Source organism: Pseudoalteromonas luteoviolacea NCIMB 1942 (assembly GCF_001625595.1).
GTDB lineage: Bacteria > Pseudomonadota > Gammaproteobacteria > Enterobacterales > Alteromonadaceae > Pseudoalteromonas > Pseudoalteromonas luteoviolacea_A.
The window spans coordinates 1-18,934 of record NZ_AUXT01000181.1; the positions used below are offsets into that span (position 1 = coordinate 1).

Sequence of the window (18,934 nt, forward strand, 5' to 3'; positions counted from 1 at the left end):
GAGTCAAACTTGTGAGTCAAAGTAAAGCCGTAGTTTAACGTTATAAACTAACTACTATCTCTTTGGTTTATAGAAGAACTGTAAAACGGTTAAAAGTCAAAACTCAATAAAGATTGGTTAATAGTGTAATTTTCGCTATACTATCAAGGAACACATCATACTTAAAATCATTTGAATCACATTCTTCATCACAACCTTCTTAAGCATTTCTTAACAAAATAGATCTACACTGGTCGACTAGCTTCACTATTGGTTTACTTAGATATCAGAAAAATTGAAAGAAGTATTGTTATTGGGTTATAATATAGAGAACACATCATACTTTAATTACTTAAAATTTAATTTTAAAATCCCAACATATATTTAATTACAAAGCAAACAGCGCACTACTTATTCCTTTTATGTATGATGTGTTCTAACTGTTATCCTCTATTGATTATTTAAAGTAGATTGGCGGAAACAAAGATTTTTAGTTATAATTAAAGGAACACATCATACATAAGTTTATTATATGAATACCAAATTTAACTTACGAAGTAACTTCGACTACCTATTCGAACAAATAAATATTTTTTGCGATGAAATTAAAAGTTCGGAAATTATAAATTGTAATTATTATTTGCTACCTGAAGTCACAGAAGAAGACGAAAAAAAAGCACCTGACAACATAAGTGTTTCAAAAATAACTGGTGATATTGCGCTTGAAAAATGTTTATCCGGTTATAAAGATGTCTTTGTTGGGAATAAAAAAAGTGGAAAAATACTTACGAGACATCCTGGATTAATAGCAATCAATGATCCGAACTTATCTTTAAAGTCACGGATTATTGAAGTAAATAAAGCGAAGAAAAGTTTTAAAGAGTCTATATTAGAAATAAATAACAATGATGCCAGATTTGAAGCGGTCCATAATGCAGTACCAAACCTTATAACGTTAGCAGCCTATCGAAATATCCATTTTGAAGAAACAATCCCCTATTCTGTACGTTTTACATGGATGAAAAAGCATTCTTCTATTACATTATCTAAAAAAGTAGCACTAGAAATGCTAAATAAATCTTCAGGATATTCAAACCCGCGAGTTATAGATCAACAAAATTGGATGCAAATAGTTGAGTCAGAAAAACTTAGAGTGGGAAGTCTGAGTGAAAAGAGTAAGTTAAGGATAAAACGTCCAACAAGGGTAACACCAGAAGTAAATGTTAGGTTTTCAGCAAAAAATAGATATCACGTAAGTGCAGCACTTCCCTTCATATTACTAAATCCGCAAAGCGAAACGAAACTTGGGGAGCTGCCAAGTTATAACAGTGCAAATGTCGACGTAAGAAAAAAAGATTATAGTTACTTGATTGAGCGAATTTACTTGGAAAACTTAGACTAATATTAGGTATAAAGCTTAGGATAGACAATTTAACATAATTCACTATCCTTTAAAATATTACTTTTTCACTATTTCTTCTAGAATATCTTCATCAATTATTTCAGCACTTTCGACAAGTCTTTTGCCACCTTGAATTTCAATTCGTTTGTTATGTTTATTCAGAGCAAGAATTTCTTCACAAAATTGTGCAGATGGATGCATTTCATATACGTAATCGATGATCTTTCCTGATTGCTCATTTTTAACATTTGAAATGTTATATTCTGAAATAGCGCCTTTTTCAATTAAGTCTTTCATTGTCGTAGTCATATCTCTACGAAGCGCTTTCAACTTGTTGTCGGTAATTTCATCTGAAGAGTATATAGAACCATACTTTTCCATTATCGATAATAATCTAAAATGATAAGTTTTACCTGGGGCAGCATAACGCCATAAATGATAAAGCCTCAACATCATCCATCGAGACAAACCTCGTTTTAGCTCTTGTGCACTATTAAAGTAGTATCCTTTATACTCTAAATTGTCGATCATATTGTGCACAAATGCATTCAAACACGCGACACATTTAATATTGCCTCCCTGTCCTTTTTTACCACTAAAATGTAAAGAAGATAGAAAATTCATATTTGACTCATAAAAAGAATCGTCAACATCGCTGTTTTTAGTGTCAGTAGCTCTGTATTTAAAGGACAACTTTGAACCTTGAAGTGCTTCTAATGACTCTTTTATTTGCGGATATGGCATTGATTGGCCAACAGCTTTCAACTCTTGCGCCAATTCATTCATTGAGAAAATTACCGCATATTGAATACCGGACTTAAAATTTATTTTTACAATTTTGCCCTTTGAAGCAAGACGAATTAAAGCTCGTTCTACCTTCTCTTCTCTATCTGAAGGCCAGACAAGATATTCGGTTTCTTCTCCTTCTTTTTTACTACTTACAACAGCTGGAGTAATCTTAATTTCTCCATCGTATAGAATGCCATCTACCTTTTCAGAAATTCTACGCGTTATAATTGTTTTTTTAGGAGCTTCTTCTAATGGAAGCTTTTTGTGCCCTGATCGAACAAATCTACCCCAAAGGTCATAATGATTGAAAGTATTTGAGTATGCTCGCAGGCCATGATTCGTACTTTCTAAAGAAATTCGTACATCTTTGTTGTCTGTAAACAGCGCAAGACTTTCATTATCTATAGCACTTTCAACTCCGTGGATTTGCCCACGAAGTGAGTCAGGTAGATTATCAACAGAGATGTTTACCTTACGGTTCATTTTTTTACTTCCAGATTCTTTCGACAGCTAATAACAACACATTCAAAGGCAAAAGTTAAATAGTTAAGTTAGTAAAAAAGTGATCTGAATTCAATTTTTTGCCAAGATCAGTTTTTTACCAACATACAGCAAAATTGGGATCGTTATTTTACCAACTAGTTACATAAACAAAGCGATTTAACCACAATTCAACGCAAAACTACCAAAAACAGCTAGATTGATCGGGCTGCTGTGCATAAATGCAATACAAATTAGTAAAGATCAGATCTATCTGTAGTATAGATCTGATCTTTACCAACAAATTGAGACCTATTTTACAAAATTTGTGGATACCTTTAGAGATCTAGTTAGTATTTTATTGATCTCAAGGCGATGAAATGTTCATAAGTCTGTTGATAACCTGTGATTTAACTAACTGGTCAATTTTTGCTTAGTATATTTGTGATCTCAATGTAGATAAAGATCGGATCTTTACTACGTATTTTGTTGATCTATTAAAATTTAATTTGTTTTTAAAAAACAATGATTTATTGTAATATTCATAACCCTTAACCTTTATTACCTTAATACTTAACCATATCTAATCTCTTTATTTAATCTTATAGGTAAATTTTAAAGTGACTTTTTAAGATGTCATGCTTTTAATATGTTTACGTTTCATTTAATGGACATTATAATAATATGTATCAGGTTAAGGAATATTAGTATGTCTATCAATAGCAATGCTCTTTCTACTTATAAATTGTTGAAAGCAACAGCAGAGGTTGCCGAAAAATCTCTTGAAGGCCGTATTCAACACTATCGTGCACATTTAAAATCAGAAGATAAAGAGTTGCGTACTTATACCCAAAAAGCAGCAGCTGATCTTTTAGGTGTCAACAATAGAACGTTGAAAAGGCGCCACGACCAAGGTGATTTTGATCATTTAAGTATCCAGAAAGGCGCGAATGGCCATTATGCATATACGCTGAGCAATATTTTCGCAATGGCAGATACTCTAGGGATCAAGTCTGATCATAGATCTGATCAAGACAAGCTCCAGGTTATCGTGATAAATAGCTTAAAAGGCGGTTGTGGCAAAACGACTTCGCTTGTTAATTTGGCTGCTGCATTGGCTACAACTAACATCAAGCGCTATCGAATCGGGATAATCGATCTCGATCCTCAAGGATCTTCTTCTAGCTTTTTTCCTTCAGATGATCACGAGCCGATAACTGTTGGAGACTTGATGCGGGATTGTATCGAATTAGAAGAAGGAGAAACTTGGCCACAGCTAGTTTCGGAGTCGTTTCAAAAAACGCATATTCCAAATATTCGTTTTCTACCATCAGGTATGGATGATTTTTACTTTGAGCACGAAACAGCAACGGAATTAAAAGAATCTTCTGGTTATGATCAAACAAGACATTATCATAAGCTTAAAGAGCGTGTCATAGAGCCAGTTCAGGATGAGTTTGATTTAATTTTGATAGACACAGCGCCTTCATTGAATTTTATGTTCTACAACGCGCTCATGGCCTCTACAGCAATGCTGATTCCAGTTCACCCAGAAGCTGTAGATTTTGATGCGAATAATAAATACCTAAAACGTTTGGGTGAAATTTATCACACCGTAGCAGCATTAGGTCACGAAGGCTGGGATTTTATGCAGTTCCTCGTTACTAACTATGTAAAAGGTAATCACTCACAAAGAGATATTGTTAAAGACGTAAGAACTGCTTTTGGACGTCAGGTAATGAGTTACCCGATTAACCATAGCTCAGCAATTACAGCTAGTTCTTCTTCTTTTAATACCATTTTCGATCAAAAAACGTCTGATTCACTCGCAAGCAGAGAGTCTTTGCTTAAATCACAAGAAAATATCAAAGATGTTGTTGATGAATTAGAAATGCTAATACGCTCCAATTGGGTATCTACCCAATCAAGTTTAGACTAATAGAATACAGGCTAAAATATGGCTAGAAAACGTAAAAACGATACACGAATAGACCCTTTTGCAACACCTGTAGAAAGTAGTAGTCTAGATGACTTATTGGGACAAGCGTCTGCAGGTCAAGAGGTTATAATGCCAGCACCTAGTGATCCAAATCGTCAGATAAAACTGATCTGTAAAGTGATCCCTTGGCAAGATATAGAGATAGAAACGTCCGTTTACGGAAAAAACCGTCGTGAACAGTCTTTGCTAAATGAAAAATCAGTAACGGATATATTACCAGCGATACAAGAAGATGGTAGGAATATGCATCCAGCGCTATGCTGGAAACAAGGTACATCTTTGCTTGTGCTTTCTGGCTCAAGGCGTCGCAAGGCATGTTTGCTTGCCAAGGCTAACTATGTGGTTTTTAGCTCAGAGGACTTTACAGAAGAGGACGCTAAAGCGCTTGCTGTATCTTCAGATCAATACATAGCGCCAAGTCTCTGGGAGCTTGGTAAAGCTTACGTACAAACACGTAAAAAACTACAAGACAGCGGTAAAAAAGGCTCATATAGAGAGATTGCTGGATTAGAAGGGGTTTCTCATACCGCAGTTGCTGATTCAATTAAGGCCTTTGAGCAGATTGACAGGGAAATTGTCCTAATGTATCCGACTCCTAATCATTTGGGGCGAGAAGTAGCGAAAAAATTAATCGGCGCATTGAAAGATAGTCCTGAACAGTTTGCAAGCAAAGTGTCTGGTTTGGCTCATGCAGAGTTTCAAAATGAAGCTATGAGTGACGAAAAGCGTGCGATAGAGATTACCAAATACCTGACGACCTTTGAAGCAGAAACTTATAACCGAAATGAATGCTTGCTAGAAAATAAGTTTGTCAAAGTGCAACGGAGCATTAATTCTGGTGCCGTTACCGTGAAAATAGATGATAAGGTACTGACTGATAAGCGCTTAGAACAATTGCAAAAATTGTTAAACAGTTTTAATTAAATTGTTGTGGCCTAGAGATCTAGGCCATGCATATGCCTTTTTCACATCCAACCAGTCAGTTTTTCCTAATTTTGTGGGCTTTTCCTCTTTAGCTCAAAACCGTAATTTCATATACTGGTCTTTTACGTCTTGTTACTTGTTAAAAAATGTCCTCGCAGTTATCTAAAGAGCAGCTATTAGCTTTATTTGAAGAAATTAAACAGGAACAGTCTTCACAGTTTCCGTTATCAGAGCGCTTTCTTAAGCAGTATTTTAGTTCTGCTATGTTGGCCAAGGCAAAAGAGTATCTGAATGATGATCAGATCTGCTTTTTGGAACATACCGATGACTTTTCGCGGATTGACGCACAAGTATTAGGGAATTATGGAAATACCTTTACCCAGCATATAAAAATTGAGCAAATCAAGGGGACCCCTTCCGTCGAAGCTCAATGCTCCTGTTCAAATAATGCAAAATGTCGTCATATAGCAGCTGTTTTACTGAAACTTAAAGTAGAGCATTCTGGTGGCTTTGGTGAGTCTTTCATTGTAAATGATTGGTTTAATGAGTTGTCTTTGTTACAACAAGCAACCGATTTAAACGCTGCAAATGTACTGTTATTTGTACTAGAGCACCGTGGTAATGAATTACTTGTAAATCCAAAAATGTCTCCTCACAAACCTGATGGACATTATCCGTTAGGCCGAGCGCTAACCGAAAAGCAATTAAACGCTCATGTTCCACCCAAAGACATATTAGAGAGTGACTATAAGCTGTTCAGTTGGGTTCGTTCTCAAAATACACCTGGTCACTTTGAGCTATCAGGTAGTTGGGGATTTGCAGCACTACAGCAGCTTGTAGCTACAAAACGGTGTTTTTACGGGAATAGTCGTAAGCCATTGCAATTTGGTCATATGCAACACTTAGACTTTACTTGGCAGGTTGAAAAGGACACCTTTAAGCTCGAGAGTAAATTAACGGGTGTTGAGCAGTGGCTTTTAATTAAGTCTGATCCGCCGGTTTATTTAGATACAGAAAGTATGTTGCTTGGGCGAATAGAGTCAGAGTTAAGCGCATCTGAGATTGCACATCTGCAAACCATGCCGAGCATTCAAAAAGACAAAATCGAGGCTGTGATTAAGCGTTTTCAAGACATATTTGCTGATAACGTTATTCCGCCTCCAAGTGGTTATGAACGGCTGTTGGATAAAAACAAATTAGTTGCAAAGCTTGGTGTGACTGAGGGCGAATTTAAACATTTAGCGCTGTCTCTGTTTGAATCTCAAACTAAATATTCGACTGAAAAGCAACTTAATCGGTGCGAGAAAATGTTGCTAGGCCTTGGCTTTGAAGCTCAAGGCGACGGATTTAGGTTACCGGTCGAAGACGAAGTAGCATACCACTGGTACAACTGTGAGGTGCGTCCTTACTTGCAGCGTAAGATGTGGCAAGTTGACGAAATTCAGCAAACCAAAAAAGTCCAAGTACCAAAAGTTACGTTACAACTGAAGCGTGACAAGAAACATCATGTCATCGGCAAAGTTATGTTTGATGATAAATTGATATTGCTTGATTGGGACAAAGTTCCTAATCACGAAGTAAACTCTATTGCGAACGTATTTCAATATGTTCAAATTGCTGAGCAGTACTACGCTATTTCAAAAAATATGTATGAAGAGCTTCTGCTTTTAAAGTCGCGTTTTAGTTATTACTTGTCGAGCTCTCAGTTCAAATTTCCGCTGTCATATGCGAAAAAACTTTTTGAATTGGATGCCGTAGAAAGTGTCTCTGACGATGAACGATTGCTTGATTACCTTGGAGAGTTAAACAAACCAGTAAATGAAGATGCATCATTACTGGGAGCGAGCAATGACAGGTTTACGCTAAGAGATTATCAGCTGCAAGGCGTGAACTGGCTTAAGTTCTTGAACCGCCATCAGTTAGGAGGAATTCTAGCTGACGATATGGGACTAGGTAAAACCCTACAGGTGATCGCCTACTTTATTTCACAACACAATACGTTGGTAACTAAACCCTCTTTGATTGTATGTCCAACTTCTTTGGTAGGTAACTGGCAAAATGAGTTTAAACGATTTGCACCGCATTTACCGGTTTTAACGGTTCACGGTAGTAACCGTGATAAACAACTGAATCAAGTTTCACAAGCCCGTTTTATTATAACTACATACCCTTTATTGAAACGCGATTTGGCGCACTACTCTGAGCTACATTTCGACTCGATTGTATTAGATGAAGCGCAATACATTAAAAATGAAACTGCGCAGATCTCTAAGTGTGTTAAACAATTAGGTGCTGAATTCAAGCTGTGTTTAAGTGGTACTCCTGTTGAAAACAACTTAATGGAGCTTAAGTCACTATTGGATTTCGTAATGCCTGATGTATTGGGTACAAAGCAACAATTTAAACAGTACTTTCAAATTCCTATTGAAAAGGAACGTGACAGTCGCAAGGCGAAAGAGCTGCAATCTTTGATAGCGCCGTTTATATTACGAAGAACCAAGTCTGAGGTTGTACGAGAACTACCTGCAAAGACTGAGCTCATTAAAAAGTTAGAGTTTAGCTCAGAGCAAGCCACATTGTATCAACACGTGCAGAGCCAAATTGAATCGAGTTTAATTGACTTGTTCAAAGAACAAGGCGTTGAAAGCAGTAAGCTTGCCTTTTTAGATGCTTTGTTAAAGTTAAGACAGATTTGCTGTCATCCTAGGTTGGTCGACAAAGGCACTGAATATTTAGAGAGCGCAAAATTTAAATGGCTAGGGGCACACTTACCAATACTGCTTGAAGAAGGACGCAAAATAATCATATTTAGCCAGTTTACGACCGTGCTAGATATGATCTCTAAACTTTGTGATGATAAGAATATTCCATTTACGATGCTGACAGGACAAACAAGGCAGCGAGATAAAGCCATTGCAAGGTTTACAGAGGGTGAAGTCGATGTGTTCTTAATTTCGCTTAAAGCGGGTGGAACGGGCCTTAATTTGACTCAAGCTGATACGGTTATTCATTTTGACCCTTGGTGGAACCCAGCGGTCGAAAATCAAGCCACAGATCGTGCCTATAGAATTGGTCAGGATAAACCTGTATTTGTCTATAAGTTAATTGTAGCAAACTCGATAGAGCAAAAAGTTTTTCAGATGCAAAAAGATAAACAAGCACTGGTAGACGCCCTATTTGCTGATGCTGGCGTGAACTTGAGTGAGTTTAATGAAGCTCAAATGCTTGAATTGATAAAAAGTTAAAATTAATTTTGAACTTTTAAAAGGGGCCGTAGTCTACTCTTATGCACGTTGTTAGAGCAGTTAAACAATGAGCACATGTTGATTTCCCCTTATTAATTACGTTACGTTTTTTTGTAATAAACCAGCTCAATATGAGCTGGTTTTTCTTTTTCTGTAAGCTCATCAATAGAATTGGGGCTCAGACGGAAATATTTCGGCCTCGTGTAATATAGTGTAATTGCAATTACCCTTTTTTCTGGTTTTGTTCCACATTTGATCCATATTCTTTCTCTTTAATACACACACAGGAAAAACACCAAATGAATTGGACTTAAGGCAGGTAAACTATGTTGTGCTATGAAAACTCAATTTCGCAATTAAACTTTATTGAACCTCAATCGCTGTGCGACTATGATCTGATTAATGAAGTTGCAAGCTCTGAAGACTTGGCAAGTATCTTAGGCATGTTGTTATTTGATGATACATTGTCTTCTAGCTTGAAAAAACAAGTGAAGCAGCAACTAAGAGTATTAAAAGCTAAAAAGAGAAACTAATGGAAGAAACACACCACATTTTGATTGTCGAAGATGATTTTGATATTGCTGAACAGGTGATGCTGTTTTTTAAAGCATCTGGATTTCAAATATCACATATTGCTGACGGCGCAGAAGTGGTTGATTGGGTAAGAACTAATAGCCCGGATGCCATTTTAATGGACATCATGTTGCCTAATCAGGATGGTGTTGCATGTATGCGACAAATCCGCGAATTTTCCATGGTCCCTATCGTCATGTTAACAGCAAAAGTTTCTGAAGCCGATCGCCTTAAAGGCTTAGAGTTTGGTGCTGATGACTACGTATGTAAGCCGTTTAGTGCCGCAGAGTTGGTAATGCGCATTAAAGCAATTTTGCGCCGCTGTAGCACTGTACAGGCTCCTGAAAAGCCTGCGATTGAAGTTAACGAAGCGCAATTGTTGGTTTCATTGAAAGGGCAATCTTTGAGTCTGACAAAAGTCGAGTTTGATGTGTTTGCAATGCTTTACAATGCTCCAAATCGAGTATTTTCTAGACAGCAGATCCTTGACCACATTCAACCAGACAATTTCGATATTTCGGATAGAGTTATAGACAGTCATATCAAAAATATCCGCAAAAAAATTAAAAATATCGAGTTTTCACCAAAAATAGTAGAGTCTGTTTATGGGGCTGGTTACCGCTTTAACGAACAGCACATTGATAGTTGATAGTATACCTACTGGAGTTAGCTGATTATGGCTAACTCTTAGCTTTTCTCTTGTAAAAGTTCTATTTTCCTCCCTCTATCTAAGTGAATGATCTTAAGTACTCAGGTATGATTTAACTAGATTTAATCTAAAGAGTCATACTATGTTTTGGACTACTTGGTCTGCCCTACCGTGGAGCACTATTGGCACCTTGTTAGGGGTAGGTGCCTTATCGGTCAGTATTTTATTTTCTGTGATTATCTTTTTTGTAAAGCAAAAAAGCCGAAATGAACTACTCATTACACAAAACCAGTTAGCCATGCTGGAATCTGCTAATCAAGAAATGAAAGCTGAGCTAGCCGATACCAAACAACAGCAGCTAAAACTGCATGGTGAGGCCCAGACATATCAAGCTCGTCTAGCTGAAAAACACACGCAACTTAAAGAGTACTATGCTCTGTGGCAACAAGTTCAATCACAGCTAAAAAGTGAACAAGACCGAGCGCACCAGCTAGAACTGAAATTGACGGATTTGGAAACAACATTAACTGAGAAGCAACGAGCTTTTGAGGCGCAAATCCAGCAATTGGAGCAGGCTAAAGAGACTTTAAAGCAAGAATTTGAAAATTTGGCGGGTAAGATTTTCGAAGAAAAAAGCCAGCAATTTGCACGTCGTAGTCAGGAGAAAATTCAGCATCTTTTGACTCCTGTACAGGGGGAGTTAAAAGGTTTCCGTGACAAAATGGAAGCGATTCATAGTGAAGAGTTAAAACAGCGAGCGGCGTTGCAAACCGAGTTGCTTCATTTACAAGCCAATAATCAGGCGATGACAGATCAAGCCAGTAAACTAACCACAGCATTACAAGGCCAGACTAAAACCCAAGGTAATTGGGGTGAGTTAATGCTTGAAAATGTACTGGATAGTGCGGGTCTTAGGCCCGGTTATGATTATAAACGAGAAGTGAGCTTTACTACCGAACGGGGCAAGTTTCGCCCTGATGTTATCGTATATTTACCACAAAATAGGCATCTTGTGGTTGATGCAAAAACCTCTTTAAATGCATATACGCGTTACGTTAATACGCAAGAAGATATGCTTGCGCAACAAGCTTTGAAAGATCATGTGACAGCAGTCAAAGCGAGAGTCAAAGAGTTAGGTGATAAATCTTACGAGCGACTGCCTGGTTTGAACTCGCCTGAAGTGGTAATTATGTTCATTCCGGTAGAGTCAGCGTTTGTTGAAGCCATCAAGTATGCACCCGACCTTTATCAATATGCTCTTGAAAATAAAGTATTAGTTGCGACACCAACTACCCTACTAACAAGTCTAAATATTGTGAAGCAGCTTTGGCGTTTTGAGGAGCAAAGCAAACACAGCAAAGAGCTGGCGCTGCGAGCTGAAAAGTTTTACAACAAATTGAATAGCTTTTTGCATAGCTTGGAAGGCGTAGGTAAACAACTCGAGAAAGCACAGGAAACGTATGAAAAAGCTCTTGGACAGCTTTACGCTGGAAAAGGTAATTTAATTAAACAGGCATCTGAATTTAAAGAGTTGGGTGTTGCTGTGTCTAAAGATTTGCCGGAAGAATTGTTAGAAAAAGCAAAGTTAGAACTTGAGTAATTATAAATACACGAAAAAAGGGCCTAAGGCCCTTTTTTATCTAGTACACAAAGCGTAGTCGCCATTTCTAGGCTTGTCGGAATAGAGGAAAATGTAAAGCGCGTTGTTTCTTACATCATTCCATACTTTACTGCTAGGATGAGGGCAAAGCGATTGCTGAATATATCCTTTAATCTCGCTGCTTGTCATTGCTAGCCTTGTTGGGATCTGAATAAATACATTTAGCTCGCCGTCGTTAAAGTTAATACGGCTTAATTTCCAACTGCCCATCATAAACTGCTTTGTAAAATAGCGGTTGATACGCTTTTGTGCTTCAACACTTATATCTGCATGTACAATCGTTTTTGAGTTGCTATCTGCCCAATAATTCCATGCTGATGCTAAGATCAGAAAGCCTGCAAGCAACAAAGACCAAAAAGGTAATACCTTATTTGTTTTAGTTCGTACTTTTGACTGACTTCTCTTTCGCTCGGCTATTTTCACCCAATCATCATGTTTCATTGTACGCTGTGACATAAATTAATTCCTCCCGTTCATGTTGCTTATTAAAACAAGGTAATGTGGATAGAAAATGGAGCGAATAAGAAAGCACAAGTGCTCGGAGCAGTTGGATAAGAATTTTCCTTAGGTAGTTATTTTTTCTTAGTTTTCGGAATCATGGCACATGTGTGATTTCAATGCGCCTGTATGCTTTTGGTAATTGATGTATTACTTTATAGGGAGGGAAATGGAAATATCTAGCCCGCCTAATGATCCACGTTTGATATCTATATTTCCAGACATCAACTCTACTAAGCTTTTGCATATTGATAGGCCCAATCCAGAACCGCCAGTGGCGCGACTGCGAGAACTTTCTACACGGTAGAGTCTTTCAAAAAGCTTAGGAATTTCTTCGTCTGTGACAGTCGGAGAAGAATCTTGAAACTCAATATTCAAGTAATCCTTATGCTGATACATCTTGAAAATTACGCGTCCTGGACTGTCAGTGTAAAGGCAGGTATTTTTACATAAGTTAGTAACAACACGATCTAATTTTGGCTTATCAATGTTAATGGTCGCGCCCTCTGGAATACTAATTTCCCTGCTAAAATCAAGTTTATGATTTTCTGTCATGCGCTGAATATCATAACTGTAGTTTTCAGAGAGCGTTCTTACACACTGAATTTGTTCATTAAGCTCAATGGCGTTGTTTTCAGCTTGAGACAGTTGATATACATCAGTAATTAGCGCATTGAGCTGCGATATTTTGTCATTAATCTTACTGTATGCGCGGCTATTGTCGTCGAATAAGTTGTGCTCTAATGCTTCTATATGGAGTTTTAATACACTTAAAGGTGTTCTGAGTTCGTGAGAAATATCAGCTAGTAACTTCTCTTTTTGCTTTAAGTTTTGTTGGTACAATTTAGCTGCCAAATTAGCGGAGCGATGTTTGATGAAATAAATATAAGTCAGCAATACGCAGATAAAAAGTGCCGACAAACCAGCGATAATCCAAGCTTTTTGCATCAATTTATTATGTTGAAGCTGGCTTTGTGCCAAAGCTTTTTCTTTTTCTGATACTTCTAATTGCTGCCGCTGCACTAAGCTGCTAATACTGTTTCTAAATGTTTGTGCCCTTTGGTTGTTGATCCTCACATCATTTAACTTGCGTGCAATAAGCGCCTTGTGAAGGAAGGCGTATGCAACATCCATTTTTTTTTGTTGGGACGCCAGATCAGCGGCGACTTCATAATAATGTATCGCTAGAGGTGAATGCGTTTCCTCAACGACTAAATCCGCCAAATCTGTCACATAATTCTGTGCTAAATGCGGTTGTTTCAAGCTGAGGTAAGCTTTCGACACACTAATATGAGCATAAATCAATTGCACTGAGCTTTGAGCTTTATTTGCAAAGTCTAAACTCAAATGGGCGTTAATAAGTGCTTCGTCAGGTTGTTGTAGTTTCATGTGGCTACTGGCAAGCATATGATAAGCACGAGAAAGGCTTTCATTGGCGTTGGTTTGAGTAAGGTACTTAAGTGCTTCATTAATGTTTTCAACTGCCAAAGCGTAATTTTCTTTTTTAAATGAGACATGGGACAATCTCAGAGCACTGTCTGCAATGGCAACTATTTCGCCATGCTTTTTATCTTCCGCAAGTGCCCAGCGAAAAAATATCTCGGCTTGTTCGTAGTCATCTAGCCTAACAGAGATATCGCCTAGGTTATAGAAATTGCTGGCTTTTATTGAATGGTTGTCACTACCTTTCAAATAGCCCTGAGCTTTCAACTGAAATTGCATGGCCTGTGCAAGCTGATTTTTATGGTCATACAAAGCGCCTAAATTACTATAGGCGAGGCCAATTAAAGTGTTATTTTCTAGTTCTTGCGCGGCTTTTAATGCTCGATAGTAATGTTTCTCAGCCTCTTCTAAACGTGACATTCGACGATAGTTTATGCCTTTTTCATTGTTGAGAGTGCGCACAAGCGGTGTATTTAAGTAGTGGTTTTGTTCAATGTAATCCAAAGTGGATATTGCTTCTTCAAATCGTCCCTGTTTGCGATAGATTTTTGCTTGTAACAATAAGACTTCAAGCGCTTTTTCCTGACTGAGGTTTTCCAGACGCCAAGGTTCTATTAAATCTAGTGCAATTTGATACTTTCCTTGCTTCTCTAGGGTCTCTAATTCCTCTACATCTATACTCGCTGAGGCGCTCTGGGTAGAGAGTATGCAGGCTAGTAACAAAGGAACGAATATTTTCTTCATAATTTTTCAAGTTAAATCAAGACCGTCGCATGCTATGCAACAAATGTGTGACAAATATGGATCATGTAAAGGGGCTTTACATTTCAGAGTAAGTAAAATTTTGCTCTGTAAAAAGGCGTGTTAGTAAAAAAATGATTTATATACAAAAGTTGTTAGTAAAATAGAGATCTAAATTATCTAGGCAGTTGGTAAAAAATTGCTTTGCGCCAACAGAAATGGGTGTTTTGTGCTCTATTATTTAATTAGCTGCACTAATAAACACAGATTATAGCCTAAACACGCTGCGAATTAATCTATTTGAGCCTAACTTCACTCATTAAAAGCAAAATTAAACGTAGCTAGTATTTTATTGATCCAAGAATTCTATAGTGAGTAAAAACGTGATCTGTACTGTAAAAACATGCATTGCGTAGGGGGGTTATAGTTTTTATCGCAAAAAAGGGCCCTTAGGCCCTAATTGTCGGGATAACAATGTTTAAAACTGGTTCATTGTATTGGTTTCACCACCTGCTTTGAGTGCATTATCGCCACTAAAATATTCTTTGTGAGTGTCACCAATATTGGAACCAGCGAGGTCTTGGTGTTTTACTGAAGCTTGTTCTCTTCTAATTTCTTGTCTTTGCACATCTCTGACATAGGCCAGCATGCCAAGGTCACCAAAGTATCCTTCGGATAAGATATCCGTGCTTAGTGCTGCTGTATGGTATGTTGGTAAAGTAATCAAATGGTGGAAAATCCCAGCTAGCTGTGCGCCATCCATTTGGAAGCTTTTCACCTTTTCATCAGCAATACGCGCGAGTTCAGTACCATCTAACTCGGACGCCATAAGTGCTTTAGGATCAAGGCTAGGATCTGGATAAGCATCTAGTGATTCGCCTTGTGCTTTTAGGTCATTATATGCTTGCTCACGGAATTTCAATGTCCAGTTAAACGACGGTGAGTTGTTATACACTAATTTGGCATTAGGCACTTGTTCACGCACACGATTAACCAGCTCGGCGATTTGGGCAACGTTAGGCTTTTCAGTTTCAATCCACAACAAGTCAGCACCAGCTTGGAGGCTCGTGATACAATCGAGGACCACTCGATCTTTTTCAGTACCCTCTCTAAATTGATATAAGCCATTATCTAAGCGAGTCGGTTTTTGTAGCTTGCCATCTAGTTTTATGGCCATGTCGCCGTCTTGGAGCTGACTTACATCTTCAATGATTTGCGTCTCTAAAAATGCGGTATATTGGCTTGCAATGTCGCCCGTTTGCTGAGATACGGGGATTTTTTGTGTCAAACTGGCACCGAGTGAATCTGTACGGGCAACGATAATTCCATCTTCTACACCTAGCTCCAAAAATGCATATCTGACAGCATTTATCTTTGCTAAAAAGTCTTCGTGAGGAACCGTTACCTTACCAGCTTGGTGGCCACACTGTTTTGCGTCTGAGACTTGGTTTTCGATTTGAATGGCGCACGCGCCCGCTTCAATCATTTGTTTTGCTAATAGGTAAGTTGCTTCTTCATTACCAAAGCCCGCGTCTATATCTGCAATGATTGGGACAATGTGTGACTCATAATTGTCGATTTCAGATTGGATACCACTGTAATCTTGGTCGTTAGCCTTAGCACTGTCCAACGCTTTGTAGAGGTGATCAAGTTCTCTGGCGTCAGCTTGTTTTAAGAAGGTATATATCTCTTCAATCAATTTCGGCACTGCTGTTTTTTCATGCATGCTTTGATCTGGAAGCGGTCCAAATTCGGAGCGCAGTGCAGCAATCATCCAACCACTTAAATAAACGTATGCACCTTTTGTGGTTTTTTTGTGTCTTTTCACGGCCATCATCATTTGTTGAGCTGTGAAACCATGCCAACAGCCTAAAGACTGAGTATATTGCGTCGGATCTGCATCGTAACGAGCCATGTCTTCTCGCATGATTTTGGCGGTGTGTTTAGCGATATCAAGACCTGTCTTGAATCGGTTTTGCAAGTGCATTCTGCTTGCAAATTCAGGGTTTATTGATTGCCAATTAAGGTTTTTTGACTCACAAAGTGTAGTGAAGCGGTCAATCTGTGTTTGATAATCACTCATAGTTTTTATCCTTCGAACGAGTAGTACGCTAGGTTGAATCGGTTTGCCACAACGTAAAATGTGAGGGGTGTCGTGGCGCTTAATTAAACACTAGGATGACTTTTTAGATTTTTTAAATTTATAGTTGTTATTATGAATATATTTTAAATGAATGGCTTGGGGGGTTTGTTTTTGTACAAATTGATTTATTTTTGAATAACCCGTTCAAAAAAATATCGTTAATAGGACCTCTGCTATGAGCGCAACTATCCAACAAGCTGGCTTAACGATCGATAGCTGCTTCTATGAATTTGTGAATCAGGAGCTTTTGTCAGGGCTATCACTGAATCAAGAAGTCTATTGGCAAGGTGTCGCAACCATTATCAATAAACTCACACCTATCAATCGAGCCCTTCTAGCTAAACGTGACGAAATGCAGGAAAAAATCGACCGTTTTCATGTCGAAAATCCAGTATGGGATGCTGAGAAATATCGGACATTTTTAGAAACTATTGGTTATTTGCAGCCTGAACCTTCTGAATTCAAAATATCAACTTTGCAGGTAGAGCCTGAAATTGCTCAGGTTGCTGCGCCACAGTTAGTGGTCCCTGTAAACAACGCGCGTTTTGCACTCAATGCTGCGAACGCTAGGTGGGGATCTTTATACGATGCGCTATACGGTACAGATATGTTACCAGAGGCGGATGGTGCCGAGAAAAGTGAAACTTATAATCCTGTACGGGGGTTTAAAGTCATGGCTTATGCTCGGCAATTCTTGGATAAAGTATTACCGCTAACCAGCGGCTCTCACATAGAAAGTACGCACTATGCTATTGTCGACAATGCACTTGTCATCACACTAAATGACAGCAGGCAAGTGTCGCTATGCGATTGTGCTCAATTAGTTGGTTATCAAGGTCTAATTCAAAACCCTAGTGTGTTGCTATTCAAGCATCATGGACTTCACTTTGAATTGATCATTGATCCCGAAGATCCCATAGGCAAGGCTGACAAAGCGGGGATCAAAGATGTGATCTTAGAGTCTGCGCTCACAACGATTATGGATTGTGAGGATTCTGTGGCAGCAGTGGATGCACAGGACAAGATCCAAGTCTATCGCAACTGGCTAGAGCTTAACACTGGCACATTAAAAGAGGAGTTCGAAAAGGGAGGTAAAAAAATAACGCGTGAGCTTAGTCCTGATAGAAGATATACCTCATTGAATGGCGAGCTTTTCAGTTTGAGTGGCCGTGCTATGATGTTTGTGCGCAATGTCGGCCATTTGATGACTACACCGACAATACTTGATATGAATTGTAATGAGGTCTTTGAAGGCATATTAGACGGGATCTTTAGCGCTACTGCTGCATTACATGATCTGCAAAAAAAAGAAGGGCACCGCAACTCAAAGGCTGCCAGTATCAATATCGTCAAACCTAAAATGCATGGCGCTGAAGAGGTCGCATATACAGAGCTTTTATTTAGCGAAATAGAGCGATTCTTATCTTTGCCAGCCAATACCATCAAAATGGGCATTATGGATGAAGAGCGTCGTACTTCAGTAAATTTAAGTGCATGTATTTATGCCGCTAAGTCACGCGTTGTATTTATCAATACCGGGTTTTTAGACAGAACGGGAGATGAGATCCACACTTCTATGCATGCAGGGGCTGTTTTACCTAAAGAGCAGATAAAATCTCAATCTTGGATTGCGGCCTATGAAAGGCAAAACGTGGAAATAGGCCTTAGACATGGTTTTATTGAAAAAGCGCAGATCGGTAAAGGCATGTGGGCAAAACCGGACAAAATGGCACTAATGATGGATCAAAAAGCTGAACAATTGCGCGCCGGTGCAAGTACAGCATGGGTACCTTCACCAACGGCGGCAACACTTCACGCCATGCATTATCATGAAGTTGATGTTAAAGCGTGTCAGCAATGTATGTTGAAACATCAGTCAGATAGTTTATCTGAATTACTCACTCCGCCGTTAATGCGACACCCTGAATTGACTGACGCAGAAATACAAGCTGAGTTAGATAACAATATCCAAGGCATATTGGGCTATGTGGTACGGTGGATTGACCAAGGTATCGGCTGTTCGAAAGTGCCTGATATTTTGCATGTTGGTTTAATGGAAGACAGAGCGACACTGCGTATTTCCAGTCAGCATATCGCAAACTGGCTTGCTCATGGGGTCTGTACTAAAGAGCAAGTGCATAATACCTTTGCTAAAATGGCGGGTGTTGTGGATAGTCAAAATAGCGCAGACCCCAACTATCAGGCTATGTGTAGTAATGGCCACCCTAATTCTGAAAATCTATCATACCAAGCTGCGTTAGCTTTGGTTTTTGAAGGTAGAGAGCAGCCCAACGGTTATACAGAGCCCCTGCTTCATGCATATAGACGTAAGCGTAAAGCATTGGATGTTTAGCCCTTTGTAATAGCTTCAATTAAATTACACCTTGTACACTATACATAGCTACAAGG

12 protein-coding genes are annotated in these 18,934 nt (G+C 38.6%); 8 read left to right on the forward strand and 4 right to left on the reverse strand.

Annotated features, from left to right (window positions below; translation table 11 throughout):
- Positions 1 to 511: 511 nt before the first annotated feature.
- Positions 512 to 1,381, forward strand: a complete 870-nt coding sequence (locus N482_RS15875) for a DNA replication terminus site-binding protein (RefSeq protein ID WP_063377960.1) — start codon at positions 512 to 514, stop codon at positions 1,379 to 1,381.
- Positions 1,382 to 1,438: 57 nt separating this feature from the next.
- Here N482_RS15875 and N482_RS15880 read toward each other — a convergent pair whose 3' ends face one another.
- On the reverse strand, positions 1,439 to 2,653 hold the full coding sequence (locus tag N482_RS15880) for a hypothetical protein (protein ID WP_063377961.1): 1,215 nt from the start codon (positions 2,651 to 2,653) through the stop codon (positions 1,439 to 1,441).
- A 706-nt stretch (positions 2,654 to 3,359) separates the two neighbouring features.
- Between N482_RS15880 and N482_RS15885 the strand changes: the two genes are divergently transcribed.
- The 6 genes from N482_RS15885 to rmuC all read left to right on the forward strand — a co-directional run bounded on the left by N482_RS15885 (position 3,360) and on the right by rmuC (position 11,640).
- Complete coding sequence (locus N482_RS15885) at positions 3,360 to 4,589, forward strand: AAA family ATPase (protein ID WP_063377962.1); 1,230 nt, start codon at positions 3,360 to 3,362, stop codon at positions 4,587 to 4,589.
- Positions 4,590 to 4,607: 18 nt separating this feature from the next.
- Positions 4,608 to 5,573: a ParB N-terminal domain-containing protein gene (locus tag N482_RS15890; protein ID WP_063377963.1), complete on the forward strand. Its 966-nt coding sequence runs from the start codon at positions 4,608 to 4,610 to the stop codon at positions 5,571 to 5,573.
- Between the two features lie 146 nt (positions 5,574 to 5,719).
- Positions 5,720 to 8,818 (forward strand): DEAD/DEAH box helicase, encoded by a 3,099-nt coding sequence (locus N482_RS15895; protein WP_063377964.1) that lies wholly within the window; start codon positions 5,720 to 5,722, stop codon positions 8,816 to 8,818.
- Between the two features lie 326 nt (positions 8,819 to 9,144).
- Entirely contained in the window at positions 9,145 to 9,351 is a 207-nt protein-coding gene (locus N482_RS15900) for a hypothetical protein (RefSeq protein ID WP_063377965.1), read from the forward strand.
- Positions 9,351 to 10,040 carry a response regulator gene (locus N482_RS15905; protein ID WP_063377966.1) on the forward strand — a complete coding sequence of 230 codons (690 nt, stop codon included), beginning with the start codon at positions 9,351 to 9,353 and terminating at the stop codon, positions 10,038 to 10,040. The genes N482_RS15900 and N482_RS15905 overlap by 1 nt, the downstream gene beginning before the upstream one ends.
- Before the next feature lie 142 nt (positions 10,041 to 10,182).
- The gene (gene rmuC / locus N482_RS15910; protein ID WP_063377967.1) at positions 10,183 to 11,640 is read left to right on the forward strand and encodes a DNA recombination protein RmuC; all 1,458 of its coding nucleotides are present in this window, start codon (positions 10,183 to 10,185) and stop codon (positions 11,638 to 11,640) included.
- A 36-nt stretch (positions 11,641 to 11,676) separates the two neighbouring features.
- Here the strand turns inward: rmuC and N482_RS15915 are convergent, their stop codons facing one another.
- From N482_RS15915 to N482_RS15925, 3 genes are all read right to left on the reverse strand, one after another.
- Complete coding sequence (locus tag N482_RS15915; RefSeq protein ID WP_063377968.1) at positions 11,677 to 12,156, reverse strand: hypothetical protein; 480 nt, start codon at positions 12,154 to 12,156, stop codon at positions 11,677 to 11,679.
- Between the two features lie 192 nt (positions 12,157 to 12,348).
- A complete protein-coding gene (locus tag N482_RS15920) occupies positions 12,349 to 14,385 on the reverse strand; it encodes a tetratricopeptide repeat protein (protein ID WP_063377969.1) in 2,037 nt (678 codons plus the stop codon).
- Positions 14,386 to 14,860: 475 nt separating this feature from the next.
- Positions 14,861 to 16,465, reverse strand: a complete 1,605-nt coding sequence (locus N482_RS15925; protein ID WP_063377970.1) for an isocitrate lyase — start codon at positions 16,463 to 16,465, stop codon at positions 14,861 to 14,863.
- Between the two features lie 235 nt (positions 16,466 to 16,700).
- Between N482_RS15925 and N482_RS15930 the strand changes: the two genes are divergently transcribed.
- Entirely contained in the window at positions 16,701 to 18,878 is a 2,178-nt protein-coding gene (locus tag N482_RS15930; protein ID WP_063377971.1) for a malate synthase G, read from the forward strand.
- The last annotated feature ends 56 nt before the right edge of the window (positions 18,879 to 18,934 follow it).